At 48.1% G+C, this 12734-nt stretch carries 9 protein-coding genes and 1 riboswitch; of the genes, 4 read left to right on the top strand and 5 right to left on the bottom strand.

Going from position 1 to position 12734, the window contains the following annotated elements; genetic code table 11:
- Nucleotides 1-5: 5 nt before the first annotated feature.
- The 4 genes from QFZ80_RS34600 to QFZ80_RS34615 form a co-directional block, all read right to left on the bottom strand.
- Nucleotides 6-1064 carry a YncE family protein gene (locus QFZ80_RS34600; protein ID WP_307563242.1) on the bottom strand — a complete coding sequence of 353 codons (1059 nt, stop codon included), beginning with the start codon at nucleotides 1062-1064 and terminating at the stop codon, nucleotides 6-8.
- Between the two features lie 238 nt (nucleotides 1065-1302).
- Nucleotides 1303-2625 (bottom strand): IS4 family transposase, encoded by a 1323-nt coding sequence (locus QFZ80_RS34605; protein ID WP_307563244.1) that lies wholly within the window; start codon nucleotides 2623-2625, stop codon nucleotides 1303-1305.
- A 371-nt stretch (nucleotides 2626-2996) separates the two neighbouring features.
- On the bottom strand, nucleotides 2997-4331 hold the full coding sequence (locus tag QFZ80_RS34610) for a 5'-deoxyadenosine deaminase (RefSeq protein WP_307563245.1): 1335 nt from the start codon (nucleotides 4329-4331) through the stop codon (nucleotides 2997-2999).
- A 72-nt stretch (nucleotides 4332-4403) separates the two neighbouring features.
- Nucleotides 4404-4503, bottom strand: a riboswitch (purine riboswitch).
- 96 nt (nucleotides 4504-4599) lie between these two features.
- The gene (locus tag QFZ80_RS34615) at nucleotides 4600-6705 is read right to left on the bottom strand and encodes a multicopper oxidase family protein (protein WP_307563247.1); all 2106 of its coding nucleotides are present in this window, start codon (nucleotides 6703-6705) and stop codon (nucleotides 4600-4602) included.
- Nucleotides 6706-7046: 341 nt separating this feature from the next.
- Between QFZ80_RS34615 and QFZ80_RS34620 the strand changes: the two genes are divergently transcribed.
- From QFZ80_RS34620 to QFZ80_RS34630, 3 genes are all read left to right on the top strand, one after another.
- Complete coding sequence (locus QFZ80_RS34620; protein ID WP_307550799.1) at nucleotides 7047-7247, top strand: cold-shock protein; 201 nt, start codon at nucleotides 7047-7049, stop codon at nucleotides 7245-7247.
- A gap of 149 nt (nucleotides 7248-7396) precedes the next feature.
- A complete protein-coding gene (locus QFZ80_RS34625; protein ID WP_029199449.1) occupies nucleotides 7397-7624 on the top strand; it encodes a cold-shock protein in 228 nt (75 codons plus the stop codon).
- Nucleotides 7625-7726: 102 nt separating this feature from the next.
- Entirely contained in the window at nucleotides 7727-9139 is a 1413-nt protein-coding gene (locus QFZ80_RS34630; RefSeq protein WP_307550797.1) for a M23 family metallopeptidase, read from the top strand.
- 54 nt (nucleotides 9140-9193) lie between these two features.
- On the opposite strand, the gene QFZ80_RS34635 is transcribed toward QFZ80_RS34630, so the two are convergent.
- Nucleotides 9194-10228, bottom strand: coding sequence for a potassium channel family protein (locus tag QFZ80_RS34635; RefSeq protein WP_307550795.1), 1035 nt, complete (start codon nucleotides 10226-10228; stop codon nucleotides 9194-9196).
- 151 nt (nucleotides 10229-10379) lie between these two features.
- On the opposite strand from QFZ80_RS34635, the gene QFZ80_RS34640 reads away from it, so the two are divergent.
- Entirely contained in the window at nucleotides 10380-12734 is a 2355-nt protein-coding gene (locus QFZ80_RS34640) for an ATP-dependent DNA helicase (protein WP_307563249.1), read from the top strand.

The following is a 12734-nucleotide window of genomic DNA, read 5'->3' on the forward strand; positions in this document are numbered from 1 at the left end:
TTTGGTTATATGCCGTCTTGAACAACGGTAATGGTGCCCGTATTTCCGACATAGATGCGGTTCGTTCGTATGTTCAAGGCCATATTCCCCGCTGAATTCCCCGTGCGAAGTGTTGTCAAACGCGTGTTGGTTCGCCCATTGTAAACAAATAAATTTCTTCCTTCGGAATCCCCGACGAAAAAGTGGTTCGTGAGCGGATTGACGAGAATCGATGAAAATGTCGGGATCATTAAAGTCTTTATGATCCTATTCGTTTGTCCGTTAAGGACGAAGAGCTTGCCTCCGCCTTCCTGCTGCGCGCTTGTGATATAGATGCGATTCGTCAGCGGGTTCAAAGTGATTTCGCTTTGCCGGCTCCCTAGTTGAATGGGAATGCTTTTCCCTAGGGTGCGGCCCTGTATCAAAGAAGCAAAACGGCTCAGGTTGTTAGCCACGTAAATACGATTGGTAACGCTATTAATAGCTGGTGTAATAATGGGATTACGACCTACTTTGATCGTCGTAAGGACTTGAAGTGTCCTCCCATCAATCACATGAACCGAATCAATGCTTACATTCGTGACATAAATGCGGTTCGTCCGTTCATTAACGGACACAAGCGCTGGTGATCCGCCAACCCTCAACGTCTTGAGGATTCGGTTGGTGCTGCCGTCTATGACGCTAATCGTCCCGCTTAGATTGGCTACATAGATTCGATTACTGCCTTGGTGGATACCAAGGCCAAAAGGGCGCTGTCCGACGGGCACAGCCGTCAGTACGCTGTTTGATTTTCCGCTGATCACGGAAACGGTAGCATCCCGGAAGTTCGTGGCGTAGATCCGATTGGTACGAGAATTCACCGCGAGGAAATTGGTGCCATCACCAACCTTCACATTTCGGAGGACCCGATTGGTCTTCCCATCAAGGACGCCTACTTGGTTTTCACTATGAACAAAATAGACACGATTCGTGACTGAATTCGTTTGAATATCACCGACTGCCCCGGCTGCTTTAACAATTGTGACAACATGGGGCAACGTTTGCGACAATCGGGCAAGGGTGAGGGAATCTCGTCTTCGATCCAATGGATGGTCCCCTTTCAATGAACATATTAGTACTACTATATGAGCAATCGTGAAAAGGGGGAACCTTTGGCTCAATGTCATTAAGTTAGGCTCAAAGACAAGACCGTGAATAAAAATAGAATCCAAAACGGATGGGAAAAGCCCTGTGCCGTTTGTTTTCTTGCGCCAGCAAGGAAAAAGCGTACAGCAAACAAAGCGGATGAACTTTCCGCTTAAAAAAATGTTCATGTGAAACGAATTATGCTACTCTGTAGACGAAGCTAACAACGGATTTGTAGCGGATTTTGCGCGTATTCTGCTGTCCTGGGCGGATGGGTCGAATCGGCAAAATGTTTTTGCGAATCAGTGCTTCAACATCGGGCGGGGGTTCATCGTCCCTTGAGCGCAGGAAATGTCTACAAACGTGAACGGCAACTGTGAAGTTGACTTGGTATTGGTGCCGTTTATCCATTTGGGAAATGACTACGTGCGAGGTAATCATTTCAGCGAAATTGTACATGATCATTCTTGCGAAAATCTCTTGGGTGATGGACTCTTGTCTCTTTGCGTGAAAATTCGTCAGACCTACCGTGTATTTTAATGCCCTGAAAGAGGTTTCGATGCCCCATCGCATGTTGTAAATGGACTTGATTTCATCGGGTGGGAAATCAGCGGCAGAAAGATTCGTAATGACGGTTTCATAAGCGCCATTTGGCAAGACGAAACGAACAACCCGAAAGGAAATCGGGTAAAACAAGTTCTCATGCAAATCCAAAAAATCAAAGGTAGACGTGGAAGGGACGAACTTGTAAATCTCGGGATGAGCCCTGACCTCTTTGGTTTGTTTTTTGGTGAGTGTCAGATGAACGTCCAGATCAAACGCTCCGCCAGAGGGCAAACACAAACCCGAAAGAATACCACTGGAATCCAAATCCTTTACCCGTATGACATAATTCCACCCTTTTCGTTCAATATGAGCGAAATTGTTGTAACTTTCATAACCTCTATCGGCAGTAACAATGGTTTTGCCCTTGATGGGGGAACGGTCAACCATAGCAGCCAGCGCCCTTCCCTCATTGCTCAACCTTCGTGGCTGAATAATCGCATCCACGTAAAGTCTATTGCACAAGTCATAGGCTGTGTTCAAATGCAGAAGGTTATAGCCTTTTGTGTTCGGTTGATTTTGAAAATAGGTGTCCGTGTCCGCAGAGTCAGTTGCGATATGCAAATCCGAACCGTCAACGGCAAGTAATCGATACCCACGGTAGTCCTTGATATCGGTATACGATTGCGTAAATTCGTGAAACAAGAATTCCACAGCAGATGGCAGGATTTTATTCCTCTGTTGGACAAATGCAGAGGTGGTTGCGGTATTTACGTCATAGCCCTGCGATTCCAAGAGTTCCTTATATAAGCTGTTGCCCCCCATTGAGATCAGGAGTTGCATAACCGTTTCAAAGGGAAGCTTTTTCTTTCGGGTAAAATCTTTTTCGGGGTTTTTGACAAAAGGTGCTGGTGCAGCTGACATTTCTCGTATGAGGGATGTCAGTGTTTCTTTTAGCGAATTCGAGTACTCATCCATTGGCGTAACCTCCTCGTTTTTTCAAGGGGCTTCGCCACACATTTCCAACTGCTTGTCAAGTTCTTTTTTCTTTTGGACGTAAAAAAAGAGCGGGTTATCTTTTCGATAACCTGCTCTTTTTCTTGATTTTGGCCTTTCGCCTTAACTTAATGACATTGACCTTTGGCTGCTCCAATTTATCTAGATATAGAAACAGTGCTGGCTACTCCAAGTGATCTAAACACCGTCTCGGAGCTAATTACTCCAATCAATCTCTCCCCACATTATTCGGTGTGATCCGATCAACAGCTAAAGAGCAGTACAAAAAAGCCTACAATCCAACTAGCATGCTGCGCTAGTTAGATTGCAGGCCTGTATGCGTTAGCCGCCGCTTAGCGCAGGTTGGCTCGCTTGAGCAGCCGCTGGATGGAGCGGTTCGCTTCGGGCAGGACGATGTCCTTATCAATCGTCCGCATGATGCGGTTTTCCATGACGATACGACCGTTAATGATCGTCGTTTCTACGTCAGCTCGCGTCGCTGAGTAAACGATGCGAGAGATCGGATCCACGTCGAAGGACGGATACGTGTGGAAGTTGTTGAGATCGAGAATGGCGAGGTCGGCCTTCTTGCCGACCTCGAGGCTGCCGATCTCCTTCTCCATGCCGACCGCGCGGGCGCCCCCAATGGTCGCCATGCGGAAGACCGTCTGCGCATTCATGGCCGTCGGCCCGTGTATTGGCTTCTGGATAAGCGCAGCCAAACGCATCTCGTTAAACATATCGAGATTATTATTGCACGGCGCGCCATCTGCTCCTAGGCTGACGGAGATATCGAGCTTCAGCATGTCGGGCGTCTCGGCAATGCCTGAAGCAAGCTTCAGGTTAGAGCCGGGACAATGGCTCACATGCACGCCTCGATCATGGATAATGCGCTTCTCTTCCTCATCAAGCCAAATGCAGTGCGCCAGAATAAGGCGCTCATTCGCCAAACCGAGATGATCGAGGTAGACGACGTTGCGCATGCCAGTCTCTGCCTGCACAATCTCGATCTCGCCGAGATTCTCAGATGCGTGCGTGTGCACTTTCACTTGGTACTGCTCCGATAAGCTGCGAACCTCACGCAGCAGTTCTTCCGTACACGATATGACGAATCGTGGAGAGAATGCGTACTGGATGCGGCCATCGTCGTGGCCGTTCCATTTCTCGAGCAAGTCGACACTTTGCTGGAGTGATTCGGAGGTCTTCTCCTGCAAAGCAAAAGGAACCTCGTCCCCTTTGTCCATCATCACCTTGCCGGATAAAGCGCGCATGCCGCTCTCCGCGATGGCTTGAAAAGCAAAGTCGGTGTGGTGTACCGTCTCCATATCGACGATCGTCGTGGTACCGCTTTGAATCAGCTCGCCGATGCCAAGCATGGCGGAATAATAGATCGACTCTTCATCATGCGAGGCTTCTAGCGGCCATATCCGCTTTTTCAACCAATCCATTAGTTCCAAATCGTCCCCCTTGCCGCGGAATAGGGTTTGGCATAAATGAATATGGGTTTGAATGAAGCCTGGAATGATCGTACGGTGCTTGGCGTCAATCACCTTATCTACCTGTGCGGGGTTCAAATCCGGTCCAATTGCTGTGATTCGGTCATTTTCGATGAAAATATCCCCTGTAATAATATCTCCATTGCTGTTCATAGTCACAATTTGCGCATCTTTAATTAGAATGGTTGGCATCGTTATAAACCTCCTACTCCTATTATTGTATGAAGCAATGGACACAAAAAAACTAGCCGCGAAAAATATGCCTGTCATGCGCACATTTTTCGTAGCTAGAAATTTACGGTTTCTAAGTAGAGACCCTTAATCCAATTATTAAGGTTATACGAAATGGGTAGTATTCAGTTCCTGCTTTCCTCTAGCGTAAACGGATACAGGTCATTTTGTCAACAGTCTGTGTTACCTATCCTGACATCCCCTCCCTCTTTTATGAAAACGGAGTCCATCATTCTGGATGATTAATCGTACCGCTTCCTACTGAGAATGGCGTCGTTACGCCTTCATACATCAGGTGCATCGTCATTCCTGCTGCGGCATGTACGAGGTTATGGCAATGATCCATCCATAGTCCAGGGTTATTAGCAACGAAAGCCACTTCGTAAGTTTCTCCCGGCAGTACAGCCAGCGTATCGGACCACCAAGGGCTGCCCGTGGAAGGCTTACCGTTACGAGATAGCACCAGCACATGATGACCGTGTAAGTGCATCGGGTGGTCGACGTTTCCGCGGTTAACGATAGTTGTTTTGACCAGATCGCCTTCTTTCACCATGAGCATTGGTGTATTCGGGAATACTTCGCCATTCAATGTATAAAGGAAATCCAGATTACGATTATAGAATCCGAGTTTATTATCCAAGATCAAGGTGAAATCTCTGTCAAAACGGCTGCTTGCATCAAAGGGTGTCGAGGTCGGGCTACCATATTGAAGGGGATCGAAAGCAACGGTTTGTGGCAGATCAGGAATTTCACCCTTCCCATCCGGTGACATCAAGATGCCGCTGCTGCGGTTACCGCCGACATTCAGGTACACAGGACGCTCTGGCATGATGAACGTGATGTCATTCCGACCACCTGTAGTCACAACCAAATGCGTATTAGTTAACACACCTGGCTTATTTAGTTCCGTTCCATCAATGGCTGCCACCTCAAAATGAGTGCCGACAAGGGTGTATGTTTGCTGCACCCAATCGTCTGTATTAATAAGTCTCATGCGGACAGGCGTCCCTGGCGCGATCGTCATGCGTTCTAATTGATCTGACGCGCCAATGGCGAAAGTGCCTTTCCAGCGATGTGTCATGACCGTGATGTCCTTCACTTGCTGTATGGTTTCCATCTTCGGTTCAACGATTAACGCTCCGAAAAGCCCCATACTAACGGCTTCTTGTGAATCTTGATGGGAGTGATACCAGAAAGTGCCCACTTGCTCTGCGCGGAAGCGATACGTGTAGGTCTCGCCCGGCATAACCGCATTTTGCGTAGCTCCAGCAACGCCATCCTCGGCATTCGGCACATCTAAACCATGCCAATGCACGGTAACACCATGCTCGATATCCTCGTTGACCAAAGTGACCTCGATTAGCTCTCCCTCTTTCATACGCAGTTCCGGCCCTGGAATTTGCCCATTGTACGTCCAAGCATCCACGGTTTTGCCGGAGCTAAGTGTGACCGTCTTTTTCTGCGCTGTAAGTGTAAAATGACGATCAGGCGTCCCTTCGCGCGGACCTGTTAGGTCAGTAACAGACACCATTTTGGCAGAGGAGCCGCTCATTCCCTCTTTCCCGTGATTATGCGGAGTCATATTCGCCGTTACTGCCTGAGCGTCATAATCGTGAGTACCACTAGCCATATCAATTTCCGCTGGTAATTGACTGTTATTCATCGCCAACATAAACAAGTAATATCCAGATCCCGCCACAATAGCCAAAACACCTACCATCGTTAATGCGCGTTTCCATAAGATTGGAATGACGTATACTTCCATTTTACTTACCTGTTTGAAGCGAATCTGGTGTCTCCACCATAGCCCAACCGTTGCGAGTACAAGGGCAGCCAGAGGTATGGAAATTTCCAACCAACGAAATGGAACTGGAGGTACGAGTGAAAAATATAATGCGGTTAACGCGCCTAGAGCCGTCATTTGAAAAGGAATAATGAGACTGGGGCTAGCAGCTCTATGGTAAATAGTTGGCTCTATTGCGGCACCAGTTTCGGCTAAGCTTTGCTTCGTTAAGGAACGCAGTTTGATCAGTTTAGGAACCGATACGAACCATATGGTTAGAATAGGAAGAATTACCAGAGGCGCTTGAATAAACACGCGGTCCTGCCAGAAGACCGGATCCATGGATTGCTGCATCCAGACAATTGCTCCAATGATAATGGCAGCTGGAATAGCCGGAAACCATGACCAGAAAAGGAGCTTGCTTGCTTTGCGATGCATCCGTTCCAGACTCTGGTTATATAGCAATCGAGACGCTTTGACACTGCCTATCCAGGTGAAAATAACGAATAATAAACAAACGGACAATATGATTTGAACACTTATGCTGTACACAATGAAAACCCTCCTAAGAATCGATATCTTCAGTATAGTTCCCCTGCTTCATACGGCACACGGTCCAGAGGCTAAGTGAATACCTAGACTTAAGTAGGGGTTAAAAAACATCCTCTGCGATTCGCCCATTTCTTGAGGAAAGCGGTTACTTTGTAATAAATTAACTGGAAATGGTTTGCGTTTTCATGGTAGGTATGGTATGATAAATCCAATCGACAAAAAGAACCTGAATTCACATATTGTAAAGGGTTTTCATTTTTGTTAGTGAACCTTTTACAATGTGTGAATTTTTTCTCTTTGAAGAATAAAAAACATGTTAATAATTTTTGGAGGTATTTCTCATGGCTACTGGTACAGTAAAATGGTTTAACGCAGAAAAAGGTTTCGGTTTCATCGAAGTTGAAGGCGGCAACGATGTATTCGTTCACTTCTCCGCAATCCAAGGCGACGGTTTCAAAACTTTGGACGAAGGCCAAAACGTTGAGTTCAGCGTTGTTCAAGGCAACCGCGGACCACAAGCAGAAAACGTTGTAAAACTGTAATATAATTAAAAAGACTGCCTTTACTTGTGTAATGGCAGTCTTTTTCAATTTAGCTTATGAGGGCGAAGAACGTTTTGCAAATAGCAAAACACTACGTCAATGCTTACCAAGCTAGTTTTACTAACGTAAAACTCTAAGGAGGTTTATCCATGTATTCCAGAAAAAAGTCGCTTGAAGAGATGCCTCTAGAAAATGTGACGGTATGGTCTTGTGAAAAAGAAGGCTGTAAAGGCTGGATGCGAGATAATTTTGCATTCGATCACGTGCCGACTTGTCATTTATGTCAGTCCACTATGGTTCGAAGTGTCAAGTTACTTCCTTTAGTTAATAACACGAATACGGATCAGAAAGCGCTCAAAAAGGGCGTGCAAATTTAATATAACGAAACCCGGAGGCACGGATGTCTTCGGGTTTTTTGTGTTCCTATTAACGTAAAACAAGCATAGAAGAAACAACTTACTTGTAAGCGGGGAGGAAAAATGTCAGTGAAATCAAGAAAACGTCGACAATGGCCGCTATTGGCCGGCGCCTGCTTACTTGCCGCATGTGTGGTGATTTTGGTTGGTAAATCGCCATTCGGTGCCCCATTCTCTTGGAAAGACAATACGCCTGCTGTTGTAGTAGCAACACCGCTGCCAACGCCACCACCGCGAGAGGCTGTGGAATTCCGTATGCTCGACTTTGATCGCGGCTGGGTGAAATATGCAGATGGGATCGCGAGAACTGAGGATGGTGGGGCGCAGTGGCAAGAAGCGCTGGGAACAGACATCACCACCGAGGAAGCAGGAGGCACCATGCCATTAGGCGGACCGATCATGGAGCTGCTTAACCTAGAGGCAAGTTCAGGTTCGGTCGGTCAGGACAGCCCAAAACCGCTTACGGTTACAATGGGCAATGCCTCGTTACAAGTGAAGCAATCGCAATTCCTGACGCCTCGCATCGGATGGGTGCTTCTCGCCAGTACGAAGGATAGTAAAAACCCGCTGCTCGTAACGGCAGATGGTGGACAGACCTGGGTGGACGGTATGACGGCAGATGTCAAAGAGGCCATTCAGAAAGAGAAAAATCATTTGCAGCAATTGAAGATGGAATCGGCACTCTACGGAACCAAGGATGATGCCAAAGCGGTTATCAGTTCGAAATGGAAGCTTGTTCCGGATAGCGCAGCTCCAGGGGATGTTGTGTTGGTACGTCATAACGAACCAGGGAGTATCACTTGGTTGAATAAAACATATACCCTTCAGCCCTATGGAACGGGATACTTTACGTATTTGCCGATTACGATGAGTGCAAAGCCGGGGAACTATCCGATCGGTGATCAGACGCTAACCATTCAACCGAAGAAGTTCGATACGCAGTATCTGAAGGTAACGGCTCAGATGGAAAGCATGAAGCAGGACACGGGTCGCATTGCAGCCGACCAGAAGAAGATCGATCTGGCGCGAAGTAAGTCCGCGCCGGAATTTCTGTTCAGCGGGCCGTTCGTGCAGCCCGTCGAGGGGATTTTGACGACACCGTATGGGCACACCCGTTATGTGAACGGTAAATACGACAGCTCTCATATGGCCATTGATCTGGCCGCGAAGGAAGGCACCCCGATCAAAGCTACGAACGACGGGGTAGTCGCGCTGGCGGAAACCCTGTATTTGACCGGCAATGCCATCTATATTGACCATGGAATGGGGCTTTTCTCGCAGTACGCCCATCTCTCAGAGCTGCGCGTGAAAACGGGGGATCGGGTCAAGCAGGGCGATATCATTGGGCTCGTCGGCACGACTGGGTTCTCGACCGGACCGCATTTGCACTTTGCCTTCTGGGCGCACAATGTGCAGGTCAATCCGAACTTGTTTTTTAATACGACACCGTTTCGTTGGGTTCAGCCGAAGGGGTAAATTTGAAAGGACACCGACTCTCATCATTTACAGAGAGTGGTGTCCTTTTTTGTGCTATGTGCGAGTAGAGATGTGTTCGAATGTATCAATATCACAGATGATGAATAGCCGAGCGTCTTCCGGAATGAGCTGATCCAGCTTGCGGTTGATATTCAGCTGATCGCCGTCGGAGATCAGTGTCGCGCCTTCTTGGAGCAGTTGCTCGAAAGCGTCACGGTAGGTATTCCACGATTTTCTTTTGCCAAGAACATGAAGGTTGTCGCCCGATTGTCTGGTTAGAAGCTGTGACACAATACGGGAGGAACCTGGAGAAAAGGCTGAGCGAACCGCAAGCTGCGAGATCGTCTCGGAGGGAAAAATGAACTCGTTCACGTTGACATGCAGGAAGTTTTGCATGTTTTCGCGATTTTTGATTTCTACAATGGAGTGCACGTTGCGGTAATTCCGTTCAATGGTCGTGGCGACAAGCAGCGTTTTGCCGTCAACGAAGGAGGGATCGCGCAGCATCGCCTGGTCTTCGGTCGTTTCATTGGCAAAGATGAATACAGAACGTGCTTTGCTCATATTGGCCATTTCCAGTGTATCAACGAGGGCAGGATTGCCTTGGATATAATGAACCCGGTCATGAACGAAAGGAGTCTTCTCCAGTGTATCAATGAGGACGACCTCAATCTCCGAGTCCGAGTTCAGAATTTCTTGAATCGCCAACTCGGCGTTTTTACTCCAGTCTACGATCACAAAATGCTGCTCGCCTTGATATCTCATTTTGCCTTCTTCCTTTCGTTGTCTGTATACGAATAATGAGTCGATGACTTTGCTGATGGTGACGGAGATCAGGCCTATTCCGAAGATATAGAGAACCATGCCCAGGCACTTACCTGCCACGGTTTTCGGAAAGTAGTCCCCATAGCCTGTTGTCGTTACGGTCGTCATGACAAACCACAAGCTATTGAAAAGGCTGCCGAACGTTTCTTTTTCCAATAGGTAAAAGCTCACGGAAGATAGTACGATAAACACGATGGCTACGCTGAAAATAAACTTGTTATTCATGCGCAGCAGTTTGAGGAAAAACTTACTGAAATAGAACATGCTAGGTGCCCTTTCATGAGTCTAAATGGTAAAAAATAATCGATTGTAATGATTTTAACATACTTCCAATTATAGAGGGAAAAGTAGCTATTTAGTACTGGTGCATGCTACAATAAGGAACAAATGTTCTAGGACGGAGAAAAAAATAGAGATGATCCCTAACGTCAACATTTCCGTGCGCTCTTTGGTGGAATATGTGTTTAGCAGCGGCAGTATTGAGTCAGGTTTTCGGACAAGTCGGTCATTGACAGAAGGGACCAAAGCGCACCAAAAAGTACAGAAGCAATACGGCGAGTTGGACCAGCATGAGGTTTATGTTTCAGCAGAGATCCCCTATGAGGATCTTTTATTTGTCATTGATGGCCGCTGTGACGGGCTTCTCCTGGATGCGGATGGCGTAACGGTTACAGTGGACGAAATCAAATCAACCTCATCCGATATTGGGCAGATCGAGGAGAATTCCTATCCGGTTCATTGGGCACAAGCGAAATGCTATGCCTATATGGTGTCCAAAGATCGAGGGCTAAGCCGTATGCGAATTCAACTCACGTATATGCAGATTGATACGGAAGAGATTCGGCGATTTGTTGAGGAAGTGTCATCCGAAGAGCTTGAGCAGTTCATGTTTGACGTAGTGGAACGGTATTATCCTTATGCACAGGCGAGAAATGAGCATGAACAGCGCAGGAATCAGAGCATCAAGGAGTTGTCTTTCCCATTCCCCAATTATCGTGAAGGGCAGCGTAAGCTGGCCGGTGCGGTGTACAAAACAATAAACGAAAGGCGGAAGCTGTTCGCCAAGGCACCAACAGGCATCGGGAAAACGATGTCGACCCTATTTCCTTCGGTCAAAGCGATCGGTGAGGGACTGCTGCAGCGGATTTTTTATTTAACGGCGAGAACGACTACCCGTACTGCTGCGGAAGAAGCTTATTCTCTTCTGCAAGCTGGGGGACTTCAGCTGCATGTCGTCACGATAACGGCGAAGGAGAAAGTATGTTTTAAGGAGGAAGTGCGGTGCTCGAAGGAGCATTGTGAGTTCGCCGACGGCTATTATGACCGGATTAATGAAGCCGTGCTCGATCTGCTGAGACATGAGACTATTATGACCCGTACAGTCATTGAGTCGTATGCGCGAAAGCATCGGGTGTGTCCTTTTGAGTTTTCACTTGATGTCGCTTATGCGGCAGATGCAGTCATTTGCGATTATAATTATATTTTCGACCCTCGTGTGAATCTGAAAAGGCTGTTCGAGGAACAGAAGCGGCAAACCTCGCTGCTTGTGGATGAAGCTCATAATCTAGTGGATCGTGCGCGGGAGATGTACTCCAGCGTTTTAAATAAATCGGATTTCCTTGAGCTGCAGCGGGAGTTCAAGGGCGTTCGAGCTGAGCTGCATGATGCGGCCAAGGCCATTAATCAGTACTTTATTGCGATGCGTAAGCAGATCGGGGATCGCCAGATGCAGGTGGAACCGGAGCTGCCGGAGCCATTGATTGGGCTGCTGGACGTGTTTATTTCAGCAGCGGAAAAAGAGCTGGCTGGGGCAGGAGCCACACCCCCTACAACACCACTGCTGCTGGAGGCTTACTTCGGCGCACAAAATTTTGTGCGCATTGCGAAAACGTACGATGAACGGTATGTGACGTTCATGGCAAGTGAACGGAACGAGGTCAGCGTGAAGTTGTTCTGCCTTGATCCCTCCCATTTGCTTCGGCAGATGGGCAAGGGGTATCGGTCGCATGTGTTCTTCTCGGCGACCCTCTCGCCGCTGTCCTACTTCATGGACACGCTAGGGGCTGGGGAGGACGACTATTCCGTGACGGTGGCGTCCCCTTTTTCCAAAGAGCAGCTGGATGTCTTCGTTCAGCCACTATCAACTCGCTACCAGGATCGCGAGCGCAGTCGCGAGCCGATTGCCCGCTCGCTGTATGAGCAGATGGCGAAGCGATCGGGTAATTATTTGGTATTTTTTCCTTCGTATGCTTATATGAGCAGCGTATATGAGGCTTTCACTGACCTCGTAGGTGAACAGGAAAAGGGCATGCTTCCAGAAGAGGAGCCGAGAAGTCAGCTCCGAGTTCTCGTACAGCAGACGAAGATGTCGGAGGAGGAGCGGGAGCACTTTCTGGCGGAGTTTCAAGCGGGAACGGAGAAGACGCTTGTGGGCTTTGCTGTGATGGGCGGTATCTTCTCGGAGGGCATTGATCTTGTGGGAGACCGGCTAAAAGGCGTGGCCGTCGTCGGAGTCGGTTTGCCGCAGCTGGGGCCTGAACGTAACCTTATCAAAGCGTACATGGAAAGTACCGGCAAAAACGGCTACGAGTATGCCTATGTGTTCCCAGGCATGAACAAAGTGCAGCAAGCCGGCGGACGCTTGATCCGCTCGGAAACGGATTGTGGCGTTCTACTGTTGATCGACGACCGCTACCTGCAGCCGCTTTATCAACGTCTGCTGCCAGAAGAGTGGCGCGATTACACTGTGCTCCAGGCACAGCGCTATTAG

It is taken from the genome of Paenibacillus sp. V4I7 (assembly GCF_030817275.1).
GTDB lineage: Bacteria > Bacillota > Bacilli > Paenibacillales > NBRC-103111 > Paenibacillus_E.

What these genes read in the sequence shown, in the direction of transcription:
- QFZ80_RS34640 (WP_307563249.1), top strand. Translation starts at nt 10,380, where the DNA reads ATGATCCCTAACGTCAACATTTCCGTGCGCTCTTTGGTGGAATATGTG.
- QFZ80_RS34610 (WP_307563245.1), bottom strand. Translation starts at nt 4,331, where the DNA reads ATGCCAACCATTCTAATTAAAGATGCGCAAATTGTGACTATGAACAGC.
- QFZ80_RS34620 (WP_307550799.1), top strand. Translation starts at nt 7,047, where the DNA reads ATGGCTACTGGTACAGTAAAATGGTTTAACGCAGAAAAAGGTTTCGGT.
- QFZ80_RS34635 (WP_307550795.1), bottom strand. Translation starts at nt 10,228, where the DNA reads ATGTTCTATTTCAGTAAGTTTTTCCTCAAACTGCTGCGCATGAATAAC.
- QFZ80_RS34630 (WP_307550797.1), top strand. Translation starts at nt 7,727, where the DNA reads ATGTCAGTGAAATCAAGAAAACGTCGACAATGGCCGCTATTGGCCGGC.
- QFZ80_RS34605 (WP_307563244.1), bottom strand. Translation starts at nt 2,625, where the DNA reads ATGGATGAGTACTCGAATTCGCTAAAAGAAACACTGACATCCCTCATA.
- QFZ80_RS34625 (WP_029199449.1), top strand. Translation starts at nt 7,397, where the DNA reads ATGTATTCCAGAAAAAAGTCGCTTGAAGAGATGCCTCTAGAAAATGTG.